Below are 21,539 nucleotides of genomic sequence, written 5' to 3'. Positions count from 1 at the left end.
GCTTAAGGTGTCACAGTGCGTCTCACGATCCTCGGCTGCTGCGGCAGCATCCCCGGGCCCAACGCCGCCGCGTCCGGCTATCTGATCGAGGCGGACGGGTTCGTCCTGGGGCTCGAACTCGGCAACGGGACACTCGCGCGGCTGCAGGCCCTGCGCGACCCGTTCGATCTCGACGCGCTGATCCTTTCGCATCTGCACCCCGACCACTGCGCCGACGTCAGCGCGCTGACCGTCATGCGGCGCTACCACCCGGCCCTGCCGTACCCCGAACGGCCGCGCCGTCTGCCGGTCTACGGACCGTCAGACGTGCACGAGCGGCTCTCGTACGCCTACGCGGCGAACGAGGAGGAGCGGGCGACCACCGATCTCTCCGACGTTTACGCCTTCAACGCCCTGCGAACCGAGCCCATGGAGATCGGGCCGTTCGAAGTCACCGCCGTTCCGGTCGACCACCCGACGCCGGCGTTCGGCCTGCGTGTCACCCATGGCGGCCGGACACTCGCCTACACCGGCGACACGGGCATCTGCGACGCCCTGACCGAACTCGCCGACGGCGTCGACGTGCTGCTTTCCGAGGCGTCCTGGACCGACTCGCCCACCCGGCCCCCCGGCGTCCACCTGTCCGGTAAGGAAGCGGGGGAACTCGGGCGCAAGGCGGGGGTGGGGCGGCTGCTGCTCACCCACGTCGCGCCCTGGACCGACCGCGCCGCCGTCCTCGCCGAGGCGGCCATCGCGTTCCCCGCGGCCGAGCTGGTCGAGCAGGGCGCCGTCTACGACGTCTGACGCGGGGTTCTAGAGTGACGGCCGTGGCGAGAAAAGACGGCAGGAACGACGACCAGCTTCGCGACATCAAGATCACCCGGGGCTTCCAGCGGTGGCCCGCGGGCTCGGTGTTGATCGAGTTCGGCGACACCCGGGTGCTGTGCGCGGCGAGCGTCACGGAAGGCGTCCCCCGCTGGCGGGCCGGTTCCGGCCTCGGCTGGGTCACCGCCGAGTACGCGATGCTGCCGTCGGCGACCAACACCCGCAGCGACCGCGAGTCCATCAAGGGCCGCGTCGGCGGCCGCACCCACGAGATCTCCCGGCTGATCGGCCGGTCCCTGCGTGCCTGCATCGACCTGGCGGCGCTGGGGGAGAACACGATCGTCATCGACTGCGACGTCATCCAGGCCGACGGCGGCACCCGCACGGCCGCGGTGACCGGCGGTTACGTCGCGCTCGCCGACGCCGTCACCTGGCTCGGCGCGGCCGGCCGCCTCGCCGACCCGCAGCCGCTTTCGTCCTCGGTCGCGGCGGTCAGCGTGGGCGTCGTCGACGGCCGCGTACGCCTCGACCTGCCGTATGAGGAGGACTCGCGCGCGGAGGTCGACATGAACGTCGTCGCCACCGACGCGGGCACCATGATCGAGGTGCAGGGCACCGGTGAGGGCGCCACCTTCGCGCGGTCCACTTTGGACACGATGCTGGACATGGCGCTCGCGGGCTGTGAAGAGCTGACCCGCCTGCAGACCGAGGCGCTCGCGCTGCCGTACCCCGGCGAACTGCCCGAGCCGCGTACGGACAAGAAGAAGGGCGCGAAGTGACCAAGCTGCTCCTTGCCACCCGCAACGCGAAGAAGCTCGGCGAACTGCGGCGCATCCTGGTGGCGGAGGGGATCGAAGGTATCGAGGTCGTCGGTCTTGCCGACGTCCCCGAGTTCCCCGAAGCCCCCGAGACCGCGCCCGACTTCGAGGGCAACGCGCTCGCGAAAGCGCGGGACGCGGCCGCCGCGACCGGTCTCCCGGCCATCGCCGACGACTCGGGGATCGCCGTCGACGCGCTCAACGGCATGCCCGGCGTGTTGTCCGCCCGCTGGTCCGGCAAGCACGGCGACGACGAGGCGAACCTGGATCTCGTGCTGGCGCAGCTGTCCGACACTCCCGACGAGCGGATGGGCGCTGCGTTCGTCTGCGCGGCGGCGCTGGTCGTCCCCGGTGGCGACGAGACCGTGGTGCGCGGGGAATGGCGGGGCTCGCTGATCAGGGAACGCCGTGGTGCCAACGGATTCGGTTACGACCCGATCTTCGTGCCGGAGGGGGAGACCCGGACTTCCGCCGAGCTGGAGCCGTCCGAAAAGGACGCGGCTTCGCACCGGGGGAAGGCGTTGCGGGCGTTGGTGGGAGAACTGCGGAAGCTGGCCGGCTGAGTTGGTCGTGAGTGGCGATTCGGGTTAGAACCCGAATCGCCACTCACGACCCGCTGTACCGAACGGCTCAGGAGGCCAGGGAGAGGTCCCGCAGCAGCTTCGCGACGTGGCCGGTCGCCCGGACGTTGTACTGCGCCACGGCGATCTTGCCGTCCGCGTCGACGACGAAGGTCGAGCGGATGACGCCCTCGTAGACCTTGCCGTAGTTCTTCTTCTCGCCGAAGGCGCTGTACGCCTTGAGGACGGTCTTCTCCGTATCGGAGAGCAGCGGGAAGGTCAGCTTTTCCGCCTCGACGAACTTCGCGAGCTTCGCGGGCTTGTCCGGGGAGATGCCGAGTACCTGATAGCCGGCGTCGTTGAGCTGCGCGAGGCTGTCCCGGAAGTCGCAGGCCTGCTTCGTGCAGCCCGGCGTGCCCGCGTTCGGGTAGAAGTACACGACGACCGACTTGCCGCGGAAGTCGCTGAGCGAGACGTCGTCGCCCTCGTGATCGGGGAGGGTGAAATCGGGCGCGGTGTCGCCGGGGGAGAGTCGCTGCTCGGTCATGACGCACACGGTAGCGAACCGGAGGCGTCAGACCTTCCCACAGTAGGTCGCGGCGACCGGCTCCGCGGGGTTCGGCCGGATCTGCAGGCGCAGCCTCACCGGCTTGTCCGGAACGGCGAACGCCAGGTTCAGATGTACCGACCGGCCGGGTGCCACGTCCTTGCCCGCGTCCGCGACGCCGTTGTAGCCCTGCACCGCGTCGACGACCTGTTTGACCGAAGAGCTTTCGCCGTCGACCTCACCTGTCACGGACAGACCGGAGAGCCGGTAGACCCCGTCGCCGGCGTTCGTCACGTCGATGCCGAAGGCCACCGCGCGCGGGCTCTGCGGGTACGCCGACGTGCTGGGGCGGAACGACTTCGGCGCGGACACGGAGATCGTGACCCCGGTCGCGAACCGGTGCGGGGCGCCGAAGGCGAGGTCACCTTCCGCGTGCGTCGCGGCCAGCCCCTGCGCCGGGGCGTCCGCGCCGAGCGCGGCGGCCCCTTTTTCCGGTGCCGGAACCCCGCACGCGGTCGCCAGCAGCAACGAGCAGGCGGCGATCAAGAGCTTCGGGGTGCGCGGGGGCGCCATGTGCGGTTACTCCAGTCGGCGGGTCGGATGGGCCGTTCGAGGTAGGTATTAGTGCCGAAGAGTCCAGAGTGACGGTCTTCGGCAGCTGAGAGGAGCCGCTCGGCCGGGTTGAGGCGCACCTGGTGTACACCCGTGGCCGTTCCGTGACCGGAAAGGTACGGCTAGTGACAGTCGTCACCTCGATGGCACATCGCCACGCTCAAACGGCGAAGGCGAAGAACAGGATGAAGATCGCCAGACCGGAGACCCAGGCCACGATCAGCCAGCCGAAATCGCGCATCGGGTCGACAGCGCGGCTCTCCTCGCCGGGGACGTAGACACCGCGCTCTTCGAACCAGTCCGCCCACCGGGTCAGCCAGCGAATGGGGCTTCGTGACGCCATGGCTGTCACAGTACGGGCACGGGTGAGCCGGGTCAGCCGGGGAGGCGCCGCCCAAAAGGACGAATCGGACGTACCAGTTATCGCCCGCTAGGCCCTTTTGTCCATCGGGTTCGCCCGTCAGGCTGTAACAATGGCGCTGGGAATAGATGTCTACAGCCGCTTTCAGACTGTTACTGACTGGCAAGCCGTCAAAAGGCACGGCGTGACATTCGTCTTCGTCAAGCTCACGGACGGTGGTGGTCTCCCGAATGGGGGGCGTAATACCGGCGACGCCTTGGTGGCCGGAGCGAGGGCCGCGGGTATTCCCGTAGGTGGTTACCATTTCGCTCAGGCGAGTCCCTCGCCCGAGGCACAGGCCGACGTTTTCATCGCGGAGGTCCGACGGCTAGGGGCGACCGGCTGCGTCCCGATGCTCGACCTCGAAGACAATCCGCCGGGTTCGAGCGCACCGAACATCCCGGACGGGCGCAAGCGGGACTTCTCGATCAGATTCTGCAACCGCGTGGCAGGGCACGGTTTCCGGCCGGGCATCTACTTGAACAACTCACTCGCGAAAATGCTGCGGCCGGATCGTTTCGGCGTGCTGGACCTGGTGATCTGGATCGCGCGCTACGGCGCCAAACCCGACGCCGCCGCGGGCCGCTACGACGTGCATCAGTACTCGGACGCCGGCCAGATCCCCGGTATCCGGGCGAGCAGTGTCGACCTCAACGAGTCCTACACGAACGCCCACTTGACCGGCGGCGGCGGCGCCGCCCCGAAACGGAAGGCGACGACAGAACTCATGGAACGAAGGACCATTCCGGCAAGTCCGAGCGTCACGTCCGTGCGGTTGCTGCTCTCCGGCAGCGAGACGGCCGCGATCATCGTCCGTCCGCGCGTCGACGGCGACGGCGTCACCGACGCGCCCGTTTGGCAGGGCAATATCTACGCCTGGGGCAGCGACAAGGTCGGTGTCGGCGGGAATCCGTTGAAGACGCCCGGATTCGATCCGAAAACTGTTTCGCACCGCCGGTACCACCTGCCGGGCGCGGTGTGGGCCGACTTCGAATACAGCTCGAACGCGGACTTCGAGATCGACATTGTCGGCTGAGCGGCTCAAAAGTCCGTGAAGGCCTCCTTCCCTACTTTGAGGGTAGGAAAGGAGGCCTTCACGGACTTTCAGTCGTGGCCCGGAGCCGCGTCCCGGATGGCGTCCACGATGAACTGGTAACCCGTGCACCGGCACAGGTTCCCCGAGATCCCCTGCCGGATCTCGGCGTCCGTCGGGGCGGGGTTCTCCTTCAGCAGCTCCGCCGCCGTCGCCAGCATCCCCGGCGTGCAGAATCCGCATTGCAGGCCGTGGTGCTTCCGGAACGACTCCTGCAGCGGACTCAGTTCGCCGTCCGACGCGAGTCCTTCGATCGTGACGATCTCCGCCCCGTCCACCTGGACGGCCAGCAGGCAGCACGAACGCGCGCTCGCGCCGTCGAGGGTGATCGTGCACGAGCCGCAGACGCCGTGTTCGCAGCCGACGTGCACCCCGGTGAACCCCAGGTCGTGGCGCAGGAAGTCGGCCAGTGTCCGCCGCGGTTCGCAGTCCGCGCGGTAGGTCCGTCCGTTCACCGTCAGGGTGACCGTGATCATGCGCGCTCCTTCGCTCGCGCGATCGCCCGCCGGGTGAGGACCGCGGTCATCTCGCGCCGGTAGTCGGCCGGGGCGTGGAGGTCGGCAGGCGGATCCGTCGCGGCGGCGGCGAGTTCGGCCGCGGCGGCGATCGCGTCGGCCGTCAGTGCGCTGCCGGCGAGCGACTCCTCGGCGGCGGTGGCCCGGATCGGCGTGGGGCCCGCGCCCGCGACGGCGATCCGCGCGGTTTCGCAGACGTCACCGGACATCGTCACGGTGGCGAAGACGGCGACAAGCGCCAGGTCGCGGCTTCGGCGGCTCAGTTCCTCGACCGCGTGGCCGCCTCGATGCGTCGGTACCGAAATCCGGGTCAGCAGTTCACCGGCGCCCAGCGCCGTCCGGTGCGGGCCGAGGAAGAAGTCGCGTGCGGCGACCAGCCTCTCACCGTCAGGGCCGTGGACGCCGAATTCGGCGTCGAGCGCGACCATCACCGCGGGCAGTTCCGCGGCGGGATCGGCATGCGCGAGGCTGCCGCCGATCGTGCCCCGGTTCCGGATCGCCGCGTGCCCCACGTAACCGATCGCTTCGGCGAGCAGAGGGACGTCGGAGCGTACGGCTTCGGACATCTCGACGACGCGGTGCCGGGTGAGCCCGCCGATCTCCAGCCGTCCGTTTTCCCTGCACAGAAAGGAAAGCACCTCGACGCGGTTGATGTCGACGACCAGCGGGGGCCGGATCTGACGCAGATTCAGCAGCGGTACCAGGCTCTGCCCGCCCGCCAGCACCCGCGCGTCCGGCGTGCCCGCCAGCGCTTCGACGGCCTCTTCGAGTGACGAGGCCCGGAGATAATCGAACGGCGCGGCCTTCACCGGCGTGCTCCCAGCTTCATCGCGGCCAGCAGCCGGGGCGGGGTGATGGGCAGCGAAGTGATGTCGACGTCGTACTCACGCAGAGCGTCTTCGACCGCGTGCGCGATCGCCGCGCCACCGCCGATCACGCCCGCTTCCCCCATGCCCTTGAACCCGCCGGGAACATGGTCGGCGGGCGTCGCCATATGGGACACGGAGAACGGCGGGATCTCGGTCGCGGTCGGCAGCAGATACCCGGTGAACGACGTGGTCTCCATCCGCCCGTCGGCGCCGTAGACCAGTTCCTCGTACAGCGCGCCACCGACCGCCTGCGCCGCGCCGCCGTGCAACTGCCCGTCCACGATCATCGGGTTGATCACGGTGCCGCAGTCGTGTGCGATCAGGTAGTCCAGCAGCGTCACCACGCCGGTCTCCCGGTCGACTTCGGCCAGCACGGCGGTGCAGCCGAACGAGGTCGTGACGTTGACCGGGTCGTAGACCTCCCGCTCTTCCAGTGTCGGCGTCTCGTCAACTGGCCAGACGCCGTTCAGCCGCCGGTATGCCGCGTCGCCGATCGCGGCGAGCGTGACCTCTTTGCCGGGTACTCCGTTGACCGAGACCACTCCGTCCTCTATGGACAGATCGTCGGGTGACACCTCCAGCAGGTGACCCGCCACTCGCAGGATCTTCGCCCGCAACCGGGTCGACGCGTTCAGCACCGCCGCGCCGCCGACGGCCGCCCCGCGGCTCGCCGCCGTTCCGTAGCCGGTGTACGGGCAGCTGTCGGTGTCCCCGGAAAGCACGGTGACGTGATCGAGCGGGACGCCGAGTGTCTGCGCGGCCACCTGTGCCAGTGTCGTGTGGATACCCTGGCCGATCGCGGACATTCCAGTGTGGACGGTCACGTGCCCGGTCGAGTCGACCCGCACGACCTCCTCGTCGAAGCCGGAATGCCCCAGCCCGGCGAGGTTGACGATCCGGCTAGGCCCGAACCCGGTCAGTTCGTTGTGGAATGAATACCCGATGCCGGCACCGTTTCCGCGGCGCTCCGCCCAGCCCGCGTCTTCGACCGCCTTCAGGCAAAGGTCCAGGCAGTCTTCGTAACGGCCGTTGTCGTAGACGAACATCGGACTCTGATAAGGAAACGCCTCCGGGGCGATGAAGTTCTTGCGCCGCACCGCGTGCGCGTCCACGCCGAGGCGTTTCGCCAGCTGTTCCACCAGATGTTCGTGCACGAAGTTCGCCTTCGGCAGCCCGTAACCGCGGAACGACCCGTACGGCGACCGGTTGGTCATCACGGCGACGAGGCTCAGCTCCACGTTCGGGATGGCGTACGGCCCGGTCAGCAGCGCGGTCGTCGTCCAGCACGGGCTGACGCCGGCGGAACCGAGCACGCCGCCGAGGACGCCGTATACCGTGGCACGCAGCCCGGTGATCGTGCCGTCGTCCTTGGCGGCCAGTTCGACGTCGATCTTCTGCTCGCGCGAGTGCGCGTTGGCGACGAAGCTCTCCGCGCGGTCCTCGATGAGCTTGACCGGCTTCCCGGTGCGCCGCGAGAGGATCGCCGCGACGACCTCTTCGGCGTAGAAGTCGAACTTGTTCCCGAAGCCACCCCCGACGTCGGGGGTGCGCACGCGGATCCGGTCCATCGAGAGCCCGAAGATCTCGCCGAACAACTCACGCGCGAGGTTGGGCGCCTGCGTCGAAAGCCAGACGTCGAGCCGGTCGGTGAACGGGTCCCAGGTCGCCACCACGCCGCGCGTTTCGATCGGTGCGCCCATCTGACGGGCGAAACGGAACGATTCGGTGAGCACGACGTCGGCCTCGGCGAACGCGGCGCCCACGTCACCCATCGGGATCGTGCCGGTACCGGCGATGTTGTCCGGCCAGTCTTCGTAGAGCTTCGGCGCGCCGTCCGCCAGCGCCTGTTCGAGGGTGCTGACGGCCGGGAGTTCCTCGTACTCGACCTTGATCAGTTCCAGCGCGTCTTCGGCGGTCGCCCGGTCCTTCGCCGCGACAGCCGCGACCCCCTGGCCGGGATACCGCACCTTGCCGACGGCGAGGGCGTGGTGCTCGGACGTTCGCATGTCCGGCAGGCTCGACCAGATCACCGGTTGCGGCGCTTTCGTACTGGAAAGCACGTCTTCGCCGGTGATCACCGCGAACACGCCGGGATGGGCGTTCGCGGCGGCCACGTCGACGCGCACGATCCGCGCGTGCGGCAGGGGGCTGCGGAGGACAGCGGCCTCCAGCATCCCCGGCACCCCGACGTCGTCGATGTACTGAGCCCGGCCGGTCAGCAGCCGGACGTCCTCTTGCCGGGTCACCCTCGCGCCGATCAGCCCCTCGCCCATACCTCACTTTCGCGCACCGACGGCCTCTCGCGCATCGTGCACATGGGTCACCCCGCGAGTTAAGCAGGCATTTAGTCCTCTAGATGCTCATGGCGGCCCGGTCCGCCTCCGGAAGCCATTGCCGCTCCGGGTCGAAAGGCCGGTAGTGGGAGCGGACGTGCTCGATCAGCAGCGTCAGCGTCGGGTGCCGGTTCTCGCGCCGCCACAGCAGCGAGAACGGGTACACCGGCGTCGGATCGACGAGCGGGATCTGGACGACGTCCGGATGCCAGGGCACGTGCATCTTCGCGCCGACGAAACTGAGGCGGTCCTTCGACTCGCTGAGCACCTCGATGTGGTGTTCGAGCCCGAAGTTCGGGCCATCGGTGTCGACGAGGACGCCGAACGCGGGGCACAGCTCCAGCCAGAACTCCGCCCATTCGCTGGTGCGCGCGTTGTACGGCATCCAGGCCGTCAGACCGGCCAGGTCCGCCATGGCGACCCGGCGTCGCCGCGCGAGTGGGTGCCGTCGGCCGACCAGTAGATTCGCGGGCTCCAGGCAGGCGGGTGTGCGGTCGATCGCGGGGTCCGGCACGGTGTTGACGCGGGCGAAGGCGGCATCGACCGAGTCGGGCAACGGCGACCGTCGCTCCGCGCCGAGGCCGGGCGTGACGAGTTCCAGTTCGTCGTCGTGGTCGGCGTGGAACGCCCGGATCACCTCCATGGTCGCCAGCCGCGTGCCGAGGACGTCGACGCGCAGCGGACGGCGCCTGCCCTGAAGCCGCTCGACAGCCTGATCCGCGAGGCTGATCAGCGCGCGAGCGTGCTTGAGGAACTCCTCGCCGTCCTCGGTCGGTTCGGCCCCACCGCGTGTCCGCGACAGCAGCCGCACGCCGAGGTCCGACTCCAGCTTCGCGACCCGCTTGGAGATCGCCTGCTGGCTCACCTCCAGCCGGATCGCCGCCTCGCCGAAGTACCGGTCTTCGGCCACCGCGACGAACGCGCGGACCGCGCCGAGATCGAGCTCCATCTGTCCTCCCCTTACCACCTGTGGTTGTCGAGAGCCGCGTGTCTCTTGTTGGACAACGCCCGTGCCCCTTCGGTCCAATCGCCGCTTCGGACCGGGATCGTACAACCGTGGGGAGTGACTGGTGGATTCCTTCGTGCACCTGCACGTTCATACCGAGTACTCGATGCTCGACGGTGCCGCCAAGATCGCGCCGCTGTTCGCGGAGGCTCAGCGGCTCGGCATGCCCGCGGTGGGCATGACCGACCACGGGAACATGTACGGCGCCGACGAGTTCTACCGCCAGTCGGTCCAAGCCGGGCTCAAACCGGTGATCGGGATCGAGGCCTATCTCGCGCCCGAGTCACGCTTTCACAAGAAGCCGGTGTTCTGGGGGCAGCGCGGCGAGGGCGGCGACGTCTCCGGTGGCGGGGCTTACACGCATATGACCATGCTCGCGGAGAACGCGACCGGATTGCGGAACCTGTTCCGATTGTCCTCTTTGGCCAGTCTGGAGGGCTACTACCGCAAACCCCGGATGGACCGGGAACTCCTCGCCCGTCATCACGAAGGCATCATCGCCACCACCGGCTGCCCGTCCGGCGAGGTGCAGACCAGGCTCCGGCTCGGCCAGCCGGAGGAGGCGATCCAGGCGGCTTCGGACTACCGCGACATCTTCGGCGCGGACGACTTCTTCCTGGAGTTGATGGACCACGGCCTCCCGATCGAGCGGTCGGTACGGAACGGGCTGCTGGAGATCGGCCGTCGTCTCCGGCTGAAACCGTTGGCCACCAACGACTCGCACTACGTCAGCCAGGATCAAGCGGCCGCGCATTCCGCGTTGTTGTGCGTCCAGTCCGGCAAGACCCTCGACGATCCCGGGCGGTTCAAATTCGACGGCGACGGCTACTACCTCAAGTCCGCGGAGGAGATGCGCCGGTATTGGGACGCCGAAGTCCCGGGCGCGGCGGATTCCACGTTGCTCATCGCCGAACGTGTCGAGTCCTATGACGAGGTCTACCGGCATGTCGACCGCATGCCCGTCTTCGAGGTTCCAGAAGGGCACGACGAGGAGTCCTGGCTGCGCAAGGAGGTCGCGGACGGCCTTCGCTGGCGACTGCCGGATGGCGTCCTGGACGCCTACGTCGCACGTGCCGACTTCGAGATCGGCGTGATCGCCGAGAAGGGCTTTCCGGCGTACTTCCTGATCACGGCGGACCTGATGAAGTACGCCCGCCGCGTCGGCATCCGGGTCGGCCCCGGTCGCGGCTCGGCGGCGGGCTCGCTCGTCGCCTACGCGCTCGGTATCACCAATCTGGACCCGATCGACCTCGGCCTGCTCTTCGAGCGGTTCCTCAACCCCGAGCGGGTCTCCATGCCGGACATCGACATGGACTTCGACGACCGCCGCCGCGGGGAGATGATCCGGTACGCCACCGAGAAGTACGGCGCCGAGCACGTCGCGCAGGTGATCACCTTCGGCACCATCAAGACCAAGGCGGCCATCAAGGACTCCGCCCGCGTCCACTATGGACAAAGCGGATACGCGATCGCGGACCGGATCTCCAAGGCGCTGCCGCCACCGGTCGCGGCGAAGGACGTCCCGCTCGCCGGGATCGTCGAACCGGCGCACGAGCGCTACCCCGAAGCGGCGGAGGTCCGCGCGCTGCTGGAAAGCGACGGCGAGGCGGCCAAGATCTTCGAAACCGCCCGCGGGCTCGAAGGGCTGGTCCGCAACGCCGGTGTCCACGCCTGCGCGGTCATCATGTCGAGCGAGCCCCTGCTCGACGCGATCCCGTTGTGGCGGAGGGACGACGGTTCGGTCGTCACCGGCTGGGACTATCCCTCGTGCGAAGCCATCGGCCTGCTGAAGATGGACTTCCTCGGCCTGCGCAACCTCACCGTCATCGGCGACGCGCTGGACAACATCAAGGCCAACCGCGGCGAGGACATCGACCTCGACACGCTCGGCGTCGACGACCAGGCCACCTACGAACTGCTCGCCCGCGGTGACAGCCTCGGCGTCTTCCAGCTCGACGGCGGCGCGATGCGGGACCTGCTGCGCCGGATGCGGCCGACCGGATTCGACGACATCATCGCGGTGAACGCGTTGTACCGGCCCGGTCCCATCGCGATGAACACGCACAACAACTACGCGGACCGCAAGAACCACCGGCAGCCGATCGAATCGATCCATCCCGAACTGGCCGAACCGCTGCGCGAGATCCTGGCCGAGACCCACGGTCTGATCGTCTACCAGGAACAGATCATGCAGATCGCCCGCGACGTCGCCGGCTATTCCATGGGTCGCGCCGACGTACTGCGCAAGGCGATGGGCAAAAAGAAGAAAGAGGTGCTGGAAAAGGAGTTCGAGGGCTTCCGGGACGGCATGGTCGCCAACGGCTTCTCGCGCGAAGCCGTGCAGGCGCTCTGGGACGCGATCCTCCCGTTCGCCGGCTACGCGTTCAACAAGTCACACGCCGCCGGCTACGGCCTGGTCGGCTATTGGACCGCGTACCTGAAGGCGAACTACCCGGCTGAGTACATGGCGGGCCTGCTGACTTCGGTGGGGGACAACAAGGACAAGTCGGCGGTGTACCTCTCGGAATGCCGTCGGCTGGGGATCAAGGTGCTGCCGCCGGACGTCAACGAATCGGAACTCCGGTTCTCGGCGGTGGGCGACGCGATCCGGTTCGGGCTGGGCGCGGTGCGCAACGTCGGGGCGAACGTCGTCGACTCGATCATCAGAACGCGGTGGGAGAAGGGAAAGTACGCGTCGTTCACCGACTTCCTCGACAAGTCGGAGCTGGTGGCCTGCAACAAACGCGTGATCGAGTCACTGGCCAAGGCCGGAGCCTTCGACTCGCTCGGGCACACGCGGCTTTCCATCCTGCAGGTGCACGAGGACGCGGTGGAGGCCGTGGTGCCGCTGAAGCGGAAGCAGGCGATGGGCCAGTTCGACCTTTTCGGCGCGGGTGAGGAGAGCGGAGACGACACGTCGCCGCTCGCGCACCTGAAGTTCGGTGTCCAGGAATGGCCGCGCAAGGAACTGCTCGCCTACGAACGGGAAATGCTCGGGCTGTACGTCTCCGCGCACCCGCTCGACGGCGCGGAACGGATCCTGCGCAACCACGCGCCCCGCCCGATCGCGGCGATCCTCGACAACCCGCCCAAGGAAGGCGACCTGGTCGTCGCCGGGCTCATCACGGCGCTGGAGCGGCGGGTGAACAAGAAAGGCGAGCCGTGGGCCATCTGCACGATCGAGGATCTGGACGCCGCGCTCGAAGTGCTGTTCTTTCCCAAGGCCTACGCGCTGTTCGCGGCGGAGCTGATCGAGGACAACGCCGTCCGCGTCAGCGGCCGGGTGAACTGGCGGGAGGACAAGATGTCCGTATTCGGCGGCGCTCTGGTGCCGCTCGACCTTTCCTTGGCCGGCGACGACGAGCCACCGCTGACGCTGCACGCGATCGCGGAGAAGCTGACCGAGGACACGGTGCTCGACCTGAAGCGGACCTTGGTGGCGCACAAGGGCGAAACCCCGGTCCGGGTGAAGCTCGCCGGGTCGCTGTACGCGCTCGACGACTATCCGGTCACCGTCAGCTCGATGCTGCTGGGCGAGCTGAAATCCCTCCCCGGCATCACACCGCGCTGACCCGTGTCAACCGGAGCTGCCCGATCTCGGCCACGTTCTTCATCAGCTCGGAGTTCACCCAGGCGACGGTGTGCGCGAAGGTGAGGCCCGCTTCTTCGTCCCACGGGTAAGCGGAGGGAACGTCCAGCTCGGCGTCGGTCAAGCGATCCAGGACGGCCAGCCATTCTTCGCGGAGTCCCCGAAGCCACCCGATGACGGAGTCCTCGCCGGGCCAAGTGATGTCCTCGCGCCCGCGCGGCGTCCGCCGGTGCGCGTGATCGAGTGCGACACTCCACCACCAGCCGATATGCCAGGTGAGCCAAGCGATCGTGGGGACGGGAACGGGGTCCGGTTCGGAGTCGGCCCAGTCGGGACGCCAGGCGCCGTCGTCGTCCTGGCGCACGGTCCAGCAGAGGCCGGCGGGCTCCCAGAGGAAATCACCTGGCTTCAGCTCGGCCAAGTGGTATTCGAACAGCGACCAGGTCAGATCGAACTGCCAACGCGACAATGCGGAACGGGAGGTGGGCACCCGCCGGATCTTCCCCGCGCGGCCGTCAGTGCCGCAACCGGATTACCGTGGCGGGCATGAAGTCGAAGATTCTCTTGGTCGGCGCCACCGGGACGATCGGGGCCGCGGTCTCCGAAGCCCTCACCGCACACGGGCACGAAGTGCTGCCCGCGTCCCGCTCCGGTGAGATACGGGTCGACATCGAGCAGCCCGCCACCCTCGACGCGGTTTTCGACACCGAACCGGGGATCGAGCACGTCGTGTGCTGCGCGGGGAGCGGCTCACTCGTGCCGGTCGACGGCGGTACCGACGAGGAGTTCGTCCAAGGACTGCACGGAAAACTGCTCGGCCAGGTGTTCCTGCTGCGGCACGCGATCCCGCGGCTGCCGGACGGTGGTTCGGTCACGGTGACCGCGGGCCGGATCCCGGAGACGTTGCGCGGCAGCGCGTTTGGTGTCTTGACGAACGTCGGCCTCGAAGCGTTCGTCGCCGCGGCGGCCCGCGAACTGCCTCGCGGCCTCCGAGTCAACGCCGTGAGTCCGGGCTGGGTGAGCGAAACACTGGCCGCGCTCGGTGAACCGGACGGCGGCACCCCGGCGGCGGACGTCGCGCGGTGCTATGTCGAGGCCGTTGAGACAGCGAACCTCACCGGGCAGACCCTTACGCCTTGAGTGACCGGCCGCATTCTCGTTTGACCGCGCTGCCACAGTGAATCTCCGTGGCGAACCATGACGACGACAGAAAAGAACTCCTCCGACTGGCCGGGCTGGCGACGCCGATGGCGTTGCGGGTCGCGGTCACCCTCCGGCTGCCGGACCGCTTGGCCGGTGACGGCGCGAACGCCGACGAGCTCGCGGCGGAACTCGGCCAGTCCCCGCTCGCGCTCGGTCTGCTGCTCGGCCATCTCACGACCTTGGGCGTCCTCGAACGGACGGCGAGCGGCTACCGGACCACCGACTACGGCGCGAACCTCCGCGCCGACGCCGGAAACGGCCTCGCCGGACTCCTGGACATGGAAGCCGCCGGCGGGCGAGGGGAACTGGCGTTCGTCGAACTCGCGCACAGCGTCGCCACCGGTCAGGCGGGCTACATCCGCCGCTATGGCCAGGATTTCTGGGCCGATCTCGCCGAGAACCCCCAGTTACGGGAGACGTTCGACCGGCAAATGACCCAGCGGTTCCTCACGCAGGTGCCGAGATTCGTCGCGGGATTCGACTGGTCCCGGTTCGGCACGATCGTCGACGTCGGCGGAGGGCACGGCAGCCTGCTCGCCGCGATTCTGACGGCCAATCCCTCGATGCGCGGCCACCTCCTCGATCTCGCGCCCACCGCGGCCGCCGCCGAAAAGGAACTGCGTGCGCAAGGGCTCGGAGAACGGATCGAGGTGACGGCGGGCAGCTTTTTCGACCCGCTTCCGGCCGGGGCGGACGCGTATCTGCTGTCCGACATCCTTCACGACTGGGACGACGAGCACGCCCATCGCATCCTGGCCCGCTGCGCCGAGGCGGCGCGTCCGGGAGGCCGCGTCCTCGTCATCGAGGCGGTCGGCGGACTCGGGGCCCAAACCGAGTGGGACCTGGTCATGCTCGTGCTCTACGGCGGCCGCGAGCGGCGTCTCGACGAGCTTCGTGAACTCGCCGCCGCCCACGGCTTGGCCTTCGACTCCATCACCTCGCTGACCGAGCAGCGCAGTCTGCTGGAGTTCCACGCCCAAGATATTCCTTGACAAGAATATTCCTTGAGATGAATACTTCTCGGCATGGAGCAGATCGCAGCAGCACTGGGAGACGGAGCGAGGTGGCGCATCGTCGAGCTTCTCGCCGAGCGGCCCCGATCCGTCGGTGAGCTCGCCGAGCTGACCGGCCTGCGGCAGCCGCAGACCACCAAACACCTCCAGACCCTCGCCCGCGTCGGCCTCGTGACGGTCTTCCCGCTCGGGCAGCGTCGCGTCTACGCGGTCGAGGCGGCCCCGCTGAAGGAATTCGAAAATCGGATGGGGGAGCTGATCGCGACCATTCAGGCGAACGAGGGCGAACGAGATGTCCTCACGCGCTATCAGGCCGCGATCGGCGCGGATTCCGCCGCCGCGGATCGGGATCGGTGGGCGGACGGACGCGCGTTCTCGTTCGACCGCTCGCTCGCCGCGCCGCGCGATGTCGTCTGGCGGCATTGGACCGAGTCCGCCCTGCTCGCGTCCTGGTGGGCGCCGCCGTCGATGACCGTCACCGACTGCGTCATCGAACCGAGGACGGGCGGACGTGTCGTCCTCGACTATCGCGACGCCGAGGGGCGGTATCGATCCGAAGGAAAGGTCCAGGCCGCGAAGGAACTCGAACGCCTCGAGTTCGATCTCTCGGTGTTGGACGGCAAGGGAGAAACGTCCTTCACCGGGCACTACGACCTGAAGTTCACCGAAGCCCCCAACGGGACCCGGCTCCGGCTGGACCTGCGCATCACCGAAACCACCGTCGAGGCCGTCCCCTTCATCGCCGGGATCGAAACCGGCTGGGGCCAGGTGCTCGACAACCTCGCGACCCGACTCGCCACTCACGGAAAGGAATGAACGACATGACGAACTCGACCGGCCGTCGCGTCACCGCGAACATCAGCATCAGCCTCGACGGTCACTACAGCGGCCCCGGCGGCCCCGGTGACATGGGCGCGATCGTCTCGTACGCGACCACCGACGTCGCCCGCGGTCACCTCGCCCGCATCCACGAGAACGCGACGACGGCGCTGCTCGGCAGAAAGAACGCCGAGGGTTTCCTCGGCTTCTGGCCGACCGTCGCCGCCGACCAGAACGCCGACCCGCGGGACCGCGCCTACGCGAAGTGGCTGGTGGACGCGGAAAAGGTGGTCCTCTCCACGACGCTGACCGAGTCCCCCTGGGACCGCGCCCGCGTAGTGAACGCTCCTGCCTCGGAGGTCGTCGCCGAACTCAAGGCGAGCGGCGAGGGCGACATCCTGGTCAACAGCAGCGCGAGCGTGATCAAGGCACTGCTCGCGGACGACCTGATGGACCGGCTGTACCTGATGATCTGCCCCGAGATCACCGGCGGCGGGCAGCGGCTGTTCATCGACGGCTTGCCCGCTTCGAAGTGGAAGCTGACCCATCAGGAGGTCGGGGAGCTGGGGGAGATGGCGCTCGTTTACGACCGCGTTCGCTGATCTTCGGGTGGCGCATTCCCGGTACATGAAGGCCCCCTTGCTTGCGCCCGGCGCAAGCAAGGGGGCCTCGTATTTGCGTACCCACGTTTGACCAGTCCGTGAACGATGATCCGGCGGGTCGTGGAGCGTGTCTGTGAAGGAATTGGGACATCGAGTGTCCCGATTCCTTCACAGACACAAGAGGATCGGGACCTCATGGACTTCACGCGCGCAAGGGTGCCGGGGCGTCATCAGGCAACTATAAGCCGGTTGCCCGTACTATAGTTGTTATACCGGTACTATTGTTGATCCTTGTCAGGATGGCATCGAGGAGGTCGGACGATGGACTTGCATCGGCCGTTGATGACGGTCACCCCCACGCTGGACGGCGATGTCCTCACCGTGCTCGCCAACCACGACGGCATCTTCACCACTGGGCAGCTGCATCGGCTGCTGGCGCGGCATTCGGAGGAGGGCATCCGTAAGGTGCTCCGTCGCCTGACGAAGCAGGGTGTCGTGCTGTCCGACAGGGTCGGGAACGCCTTCGCGTACCGGCTCAATCGTGATCACCTCGCGGCGGAGCACATCGTCGGGCTCGCTCAGATGCGCAAGACACTTGTGGAGCGCATCGAGGACCGTCTGGATTCGTGGGAGATCCCGCCGGTGTACGCCGCTGTATTCGGCTCGGTGGCACGCGGCGAGATGACGGAGGACAGCGACGTGGACCTTCTGCTGATCCGGCCGGATGACGCCGACGACGATCTGTGGGAAACGCAGGTTCACGAACTGGCGGTCGAGGTGACCCGCTGGGTTGGCAACGACACTCATCCCCTGGAGTTCACGGAAGCCGAACTCGCCGACCGTGCATACGACGAGATCGTCCTGCGCGATGTGGTGCGGGACGGGCTCACCGTGGCCGGGAGCAGGGCTTGGCTGGCCAGTCACTTGAGAAAGAGAAAAGGCTGACGTGCGAACTCGACGGTGCGACGTGAGCGTCCAGCGTGGGCGCCTGGGCAAGGCAAACCAGTTCCTCGAGGCGGCGGACATGGTTCGTGAACTCGCCGACGAGACCGAGGACGTGACCGACGCGTACGTGACCTTGTGTGTGCACGCGGGGCATCGCGGCGTCTGACGTCCTCTGCCGCGCCAGGTTGGGTGAGCACGCGCTGGGTGAAAGCCATGACGAAGCGATCGGCTTGGTGGCCAAAGTGGACAAGGACGTCGCGAAACACTTGAGGACCTTGCTCAAGCTGACGACCAAAGCGGGTTACAGCCATACCCCTGTCACCGCGGACGAGTTCAAGCGTGCGGGGCGGGCGGCCGAGTCGCTGGTCGAAACGGCTCGTCGGGCAACGAACGTCTGTTGAGAACTCGACGGGTCCGCCACGTGTGGAGTGCGCCGCCGTAGGTCAGGAGTCTGGGGTGGGCCCGGAGAGACTCGAACTCTCACTGGCACGGACCTAAACCGTGTGCCTCTGCCAATTGGGCTACGGGCCCCAGTACCGCCTTGAAATCGTAGCGTGCGACACGATCGGCGTTTCTCGGCGTGGCCGGTGCCGCCGGAGGGGGTGACGTCCTCTAACGTGGGGCCCCTGCAGGTACGTTGCGGCGAGGAGGACACGTGGCTCGCGATCCGGAGACCATCGAGCGTGAGATCGAACAGGCCAGGAACGCGCTGGTCGCCACGCTCGACCAGCTGGGCACGAAGGCGAACCCCGCGAAGCTGGTGGATTCCGCGAAGACCGGTCTGCGCGCGAAGCTGGACGAGCCCAAGGTGAAGTACCCGCTCATCGGCGGTGCGGTGCTGATCGGCCTGCTGCTGATCCGCAAGCTCCTGAAGTAGGCCTCAGGAGGTCTGGGCCGCCTTGGCCGGTGTCTTGGCGGGCTCGTCCTTCTTGGTCTTCGCCTCGTCGACGGCCTTGGGGAGTTCCTTGCCCTGGGGCACCGGCGGCTTGCCGGAGGCCTTGGCCTTGGCGTTCGCCGGGGGCGGAACCTCGAGGGGCTCGATCTCCGGGAGCGTGAGTCTCGCCGTCATGTAGGCGGCGGTGAACTCGAGCGCACTGCCGTTGAGCAGGTGCACCACGGTCGACCGCTCCGGCGGGGACAGTTTCTCGACCAGCTGGTCGGCCCGGTCCCTTGCCGCGATGATGCCCGGCGCGCGACCGGTCAGTTCCTTACCGGAGCCGCTGACCGTGACTTTCCAGTCGTCGTCCTCCTGGACGTACGACGCGGTGATCGGTTCGGTCATCCGCCTCACCCCTCTCCCTCGCGAGCATGCGTCACTACTGTGGACTTCGCCACTCCGCCACCATGACGCCGCTTTCGGGAAGCGGAGCCCCCTCCTGGTGACGGTCGTGACTGTCCATCAGAGTTTCTACAGTGTCATCGATACAGTAGGACAACTCTGTGTCACAAGACACTGGTGGCGATGCGCTCTGAGTGACGACCGAATGGCCTAATGCACGCGCATCTTCACAGTCGCTTCAACGGGTCCTCGCCGATAGTCCCGACCAGAGGATGTCCATCGCGTATCCGGTGGCCATCTCGGGGCTGACGTCCTCGTGCCGCTCGCACCAGATCGCGAGTCGTTCACACGCGCCGACGACGAACTCCGCGGACGCTTCGGCGCGGAAGTCGTCGTCCGCTTCGATGTAGTCGCCCATCAGTGCGGCGATCAGGTCGGTCTGCTGGCGCCGGGTCTGCTCGATCTCGTCGGCGGCCGGGGTGCCGATGAGGGCCATCTCGTGCCGGAGGAGCGACCAGGCCTGCCGTCGTTCCCGGATGAAGACGAAGAAGGCGAGCAGGCCTCGCCGCAGCGCTTCCTCGGCGGTGGTGGCGCCCACGGTCGCGCGTTCGGTGACCTCGCGCAGCGCCGCCCGTGACTGCTGGATGCAGGCCAGCAGCAGTCCCTCTTTCGAGTTGAAGTACTCGTAGAGCATGGGCTTGGAGACGCCGACGCGCTCGGCGATCTCGTCCATCGAGGCCGCGGTGTAGCCGCGTTCGGAGAAGACCTCTTCGGCGATCTCGATCATCTGTCGCATCCGCTCTGCCCGTGGCATGCGTTTGCGCTTCGCCGTCGTCACCACAACACTCTACCGAAGGTAACCTACTTCGAGTAAGGTGTACTCCCGGTAACAGGTAAACGCGAACGAGAGGTCGGGCCATGGGCAACCGCACCGAGACCGGGGTCGTCATCGTCGGGACCGGCTTCTCCGGTCTGGGCATGGCCATCCAGCTGCGGAAAGAGGGCCGCGAGGACTTCGTCATCCTGGAGAAGGCCGACGACGTGGGCGGCACATGGCGGGACAACACCTACCCCGGCTGCGCCTGCGACATCCCCTCGCACATGTACTCCTTCTCGTTCGAGCAGAACCCGGGCTGGTCACGCGCGTACTCGCCGCAGCCGGAGATCTGGCAGTACATGCGCGACGTCGCCGACAAGTACGAGCTTCGCCGCTTCATTCGCTTCGGCCTAGAAATGACCGGCGCCCGCTGGGACGCCGAGGAGAACCGCTGGCACGTCGCGTCGAAGTCGGGCGACGAGTTCGTCGCGCCAGCGCTCGTCGCCGGAGTCGGCGCGCTGCACCTGCCGCAGATCCCGAAGCTGCCGGGCATCGAGAACTTCAAGGGCCGCGCGTTCCACTCCGCGCGGTGGGAGCACGACTACGACCTGACCGGCAAGCGGGTCGCCGTGGTCGGCACCGGCGCGAGCGCGATCCAGTTCGTCCCGCAGATCGCGAAGGACGTAAAGGAGCTGACGCTCTTCCAGCGGACGCCGCCGTGGATCATGCCGAAACCGGACCGTGAGATGCCACCGGCCCTGCGGAAGGCGTTCCGCTCGGTGCCGCTGCTGCAGCGCGCCTTCCGCGACGTCCTCTACTGGGGGCTCGAAGCCCGCGCGATCGGCTTCAACGGGCATCCGTGGGTGATGAAGCTCGGCCAGCGCATCGCGAAGCGCAACATCCACAAGAGCGTCAAGGACCCGGAGCTGCGCCGGAAGCTGACGCCGGACTACACCATGGGCTGCAAGCGGGTCCTGGTCTCCAACGACTACTACCCGGCGCTCGCGCGGGACAACGTCGACGTCGTCACCGACGGCGTCACGGAGGTGCGCGAACACAGCATCGTCGACGGCGCCGGCGTCGAGCACGAGGTCGACGCGATCATCTACGGCACCGGATTCCACGTCACCGACGCCTTCGACGATCTGGAGATCATCGGCCGGGACGGGCGCAACCTCGGCAAGGAGTGGGCGACCGAAGGGATGCGGACGTACCAGGGCATCACCGTGTCCGGGTTCCCGAACCTGTTCTTCCTGCTCGGCCCGAACACCGGACTGGGGCACAACTCCGTGGTGTTCATGATCGAAGCGCAGATCTCCTACGTCGCGCAGGCACTGCGGCTCGCCCGCGGCAAGGCCCTCGACCCGCGGCCGGAGGCGCAGGAGCGGTTCAACGGCGACATCCAGCGCAAACTCGCCAAGGGCATCTGGACCCAGGGGGGCTGCAAGAGCTGGTACCTGGACGCGAAGGGCGTCAACCGGACGATCTGGCCCGGCTTCACCTGGCGGTACTGGCTGGACACCCGCAAGGTGCGGCGCGAGGACTACGAACTCCTCGGCTGACGGACCGATTGGGGCCTGTATGCGGTTCCGGTCGGGGTGGTCGTGGGGGGGGAGGTGGGGGCTCAAACCAAACGGCACCCCCCACCACCCGCACAGGGGGGAGGGTGGGTTTGGTGGAGGGGAGCCATACCCCCTTGTTTTGGGGCCGAGCCT

General features: G+C 67.7%; 24 protein-coding genes and 1 tRNA gene. 14 read left to right on the top strand and 11 right to left on the bottom strand.

The window, feature by feature from the left end:
• The first annotated feature begins 15 nt into the window (after positions 1 to 15).
• The 3 genes from ACZ54P_RS11210 to rdgB are packed head-to-tail and all read left to right on the top strand — an operon-like array spanning position 16 to position 2,185.
• A complete protein-coding gene (locus ACZ54P_RS11210; RefSeq protein WP_465461363.1) occupies positions 16 to 783 on the top strand; it encodes an MBL fold metallo-hydrolase in 768 nt (255 codons plus the stop codon).
• A 23-nt stretch (positions 784 to 806) separates the two neighbouring features.
• Positions 807 to 1,583, top strand: a complete 777-nt coding sequence (gene rph / locus ACZ54P_RS11205) for a ribonuclease PH (RefSeq protein WP_465461362.1) — start codon at positions 807 to 809, stop codon at positions 1,581 to 1,583.
• Complete coding sequence (gene rdgB, locus ACZ54P_RS11200; protein WP_465461361.1) at positions 1,580 to 2,185, top strand: RdgB/HAM1 family non-canonical purine NTP pyrophosphatase; 606 nt, start codon at positions 1,580 to 1,582, stop codon at positions 2,183 to 2,185. The genes rph and rdgB overlap by 4 nt, the downstream gene beginning before the upstream one ends.
• A gap of 67 nt (positions 2,186 to 2,252) precedes the next feature.
• Here rdgB and bcp read toward each other — a convergent pair whose 3' ends face one another.
• From bcp to ACZ54P_RS11185, 3 genes are all read right to left on the bottom strand, one after another.
• Positions 2,253 to 2,729 (bottom strand): thioredoxin-dependent thiol peroxidase, encoded by a 477-nt coding sequence (bcp, locus tag ACZ54P_RS11195; protein ID WP_465461360.1) that lies wholly within the window; start codon positions 2,727 to 2,729, stop codon positions 2,253 to 2,255.
• Between the two features lie 27 nt (positions 2,730 to 2,756).
• On the bottom strand, positions 2,757 to 3,302 hold the full coding sequence (locus ACZ54P_RS11190; RefSeq protein ID WP_465461359.1) for a hypothetical protein: 546 nt from the start codon (positions 3,300 to 3,302) through the stop codon (positions 2,757 to 2,759).
• A 199-nt stretch (positions 3,303 to 3,501) separates the two neighbouring features.
• Complete coding sequence (locus ACZ54P_RS11185) at positions 3,502 to 3,684, bottom strand: hypothetical protein (protein WP_034308775.1); 183 nt, start codon at positions 3,682 to 3,684, stop codon at positions 3,502 to 3,504.
• Positions 3,685 to 3,814: 130 nt separating this feature from the next.
• Between ACZ54P_RS11185 and ACZ54P_RS11180 the strand changes: the two genes are divergently transcribed.
• On the top strand, positions 3,815 to 4,777 hold the full coding sequence (locus tag ACZ54P_RS11180) for a glycoside hydrolase family 25 protein (protein WP_465461358.1): 963 nt from the start codon (positions 3,815 to 3,817) through the stop codon (positions 4,775 to 4,777).
• A 68-nt stretch (positions 4,778 to 4,845) separates the two neighbouring features.
• Here ACZ54P_RS11180 and ACZ54P_RS11175 read toward each other — a convergent pair whose 3' ends face one another.
• The 4 genes from ACZ54P_RS11175 to ACZ54P_RS11160 form a co-directional block, all read right to left on the bottom strand.
• The gene (locus tag ACZ54P_RS11175; RefSeq protein ID WP_465461357.1) at positions 4,846 to 5,310 is read right to left on the bottom strand and encodes a (2Fe-2S)-binding protein; all 465 of its coding nucleotides are present in this window, start codon (positions 5,308 to 5,310) and stop codon (positions 4,846 to 4,848) included.
• On the bottom strand, positions 5,307 to 6,158 hold the full coding sequence (locus ACZ54P_RS11170) for an FAD binding domain-containing protein (RefSeq protein ID WP_465461356.1): 852 nt from the start codon (positions 6,156 to 6,158) through the stop codon (positions 5,307 to 5,309). Before ACZ54P_RS11170 ends, ACZ54P_RS11175 begins: the two co-directional genes overlap by 4 nt.
• Positions 6,155 to 8,491: a xanthine dehydrogenase family protein molybdopterin-binding subunit gene (locus ACZ54P_RS11165; protein ID WP_465461355.1), complete on the bottom strand. Its 2,337-nt coding sequence runs from the start codon at positions 8,489 to 8,491 to the stop codon at positions 6,155 to 6,157. Before ACZ54P_RS11165 ends, ACZ54P_RS11170 begins: the two co-directional genes overlap by 4 nt.
• Positions 8,492 to 8,570: 79 nt before the next feature.
• Positions 8,571 to 9,500, bottom strand: coding sequence for a LysR family transcriptional regulator (locus ACZ54P_RS11160; protein ID WP_465461354.1), 930 nt, complete (start codon positions 9,498 to 9,500; stop codon positions 8,571 to 8,573).
• Positions 9,501 to 9,621: 121 nt separating this feature from the next.
• Here ACZ54P_RS11160 and dnaE point away from each other — a divergent pair, with 121 nt between their 5' ends.
• Positions 9,622 to 13,128 carry a DNA polymerase III subunit alpha gene (gene dnaE, locus ACZ54P_RS11155; protein WP_465461353.1) on the top strand — a complete coding sequence of 1,169 codons (3,507 nt, stop codon included), beginning with the start codon at positions 9,622 to 9,624 and terminating at the stop codon, positions 13,126 to 13,128.
• Here dnaE and ACZ54P_RS11150 read toward each other — a convergent pair.
• Complete coding sequence (locus ACZ54P_RS11150; RefSeq protein ID WP_465461352.1) at positions 13,115 to 13,636, bottom strand: DinB family protein; 522 nt, start codon at positions 13,634 to 13,636, stop codon at positions 13,115 to 13,117. The two genes, dnaE and ACZ54P_RS11150, sit on opposite strands and share 14 nt — an antisense overlap.
• A gap of 56 nt (positions 13,637 to 13,692) precedes the next feature.
• On the opposite strand from ACZ54P_RS11150, the gene ACZ54P_RS11145 reads away from it, so the two are divergent.
• From ACZ54P_RS11145 to ACZ54P_RS11115, 7 genes are all read left to right on the top strand, one after another.
• Positions 13,693 to 14,286 carry an SDR family oxidoreductase gene (locus tag ACZ54P_RS11145; protein WP_465461351.1) on the top strand — a complete coding sequence of 198 codons (594 nt, stop codon included), beginning with the start codon at positions 13,693 to 13,695 and terminating at the stop codon, positions 14,284 to 14,286.
• Positions 14,287 to 14,333: 47 nt separating this feature from the next.
• Positions 14,334 to 15,341: a methyltransferase gene (locus ACZ54P_RS11140; protein ID WP_465461350.1), complete on the top strand. Its 1,008-nt coding sequence runs from the start codon at positions 14,334 to 14,336 to the stop codon at positions 15,339 to 15,341.
• 33 nt (positions 15,342 to 15,374) lie between these two features.
• On the top strand, positions 15,375 to 16,178 hold the full coding sequence (locus tag ACZ54P_RS11135) for a metalloregulator ArsR/SmtB family transcription factor (RefSeq protein ID WP_465461349.1): 804 nt from the start codon (positions 15,375 to 15,377) through the stop codon (positions 16,176 to 16,178).
• 5 nt (positions 16,179 to 16,183) lie between these two features.
• Positions 16,184 to 16,783, top strand: a complete 600-nt coding sequence (locus ACZ54P_RS11130) for a dihydrofolate reductase family protein (RefSeq protein WP_465461348.1) — start codon at positions 16,184 to 16,186, stop codon at positions 16,781 to 16,783.
• A gap of 321 nt (positions 16,784 to 17,104) precedes the next feature.
• Positions 17,105 to 17,728 carry a nucleotidyltransferase domain-containing protein gene (locus ACZ54P_RS11125; RefSeq protein ID WP_465461347.1) on the top strand — a complete coding sequence of 208 codons (624 nt, stop codon included), beginning with the start codon at positions 17,105 to 17,107 and terminating at the stop codon, positions 17,726 to 17,728.
• A gap of 22 nt (positions 17,729 to 17,750) precedes the next feature.
• Entirely contained in the window at positions 17,751 to 17,894 is a 144-nt protein-coding gene (locus ACZ54P_RS11120) for a hypothetical protein (protein ID WP_465461346.1), read from the top strand.
• A 19-nt stretch (positions 17,895 to 17,913) separates the two neighbouring features.
• Complete coding sequence (locus ACZ54P_RS11115; protein ID WP_465461345.1) at positions 17,914 to 18,129, top strand: hypothetical protein; 216 nt, start codon at positions 17,914 to 17,916, stop codon at positions 18,127 to 18,129.
• A 56-nt stretch (positions 18,130 to 18,185) separates the two neighbouring features.
• On the opposite strand, the gene ACZ54P_RS11110 is transcribed toward ACZ54P_RS11115, so the two are convergent.
• A tRNA-Leu gene (locus tag ACZ54P_RS11110) sits at positions 18,186 to 18,259 on the bottom strand.
• A gap of 124 nt (positions 18,260 to 18,383) precedes the next feature.
• Between ACZ54P_RS11110 and ACZ54P_RS11105 the strand changes: the two genes are divergently transcribed.
• Complete coding sequence (locus ACZ54P_RS11105) at positions 18,384 to 18,605, top strand: DUF3618 domain-containing protein (protein WP_465461344.1); 222 nt, start codon at positions 18,384 to 18,386, stop codon at positions 18,603 to 18,605.
• A 3-nt stretch (positions 18,606 to 18,608) separates the two neighbouring features.
• Here the strand turns inward: ACZ54P_RS11105 and ACZ54P_RS11100 are convergent, their stop codons facing one another.
• Positions 18,609 to 19,010, bottom strand: coding sequence for a hypothetical protein (locus ACZ54P_RS11100; RefSeq protein ID WP_465461343.1), 402 nt, complete (start codon positions 19,008 to 19,010; stop codon positions 18,609 to 18,611).
• Between the two features lie 235 nt (positions 19,011 to 19,245).
• Complete coding sequence (locus tag ACZ54P_RS11095; RefSeq protein ID WP_465461459.1) at positions 19,246 to 19,803, bottom strand: TetR/AcrR family transcriptional regulator; 558 nt, start codon at positions 19,801 to 19,803, stop codon at positions 19,246 to 19,248.
• Between the two features lie 122 nt (positions 19,804 to 19,925).
• Here ACZ54P_RS11095 and ACZ54P_RS11090 point away from each other — a divergent pair, with 122 nt between their 5' ends.
• Positions 19,926 to 21,386 (top strand): flavin-containing monooxygenase, encoded by a 1,461-nt coding sequence (locus tag ACZ54P_RS11090; RefSeq protein ID WP_465461342.1) that lies wholly within the window; start codon positions 19,926 to 19,928, stop codon positions 21,384 to 21,386.
• The last annotated feature ends 153 nt before the right edge of the window (positions 21,387 to 21,539 follow it).

The organism is Amycolatopsis sp. NPDC034160 (assembly GCF_055575355.1).
The sequence above is the reverse complement of the archived record's forward strand: the minus strand, read 5'-3'. Positions and strand labels throughout refer to the sequence as shown.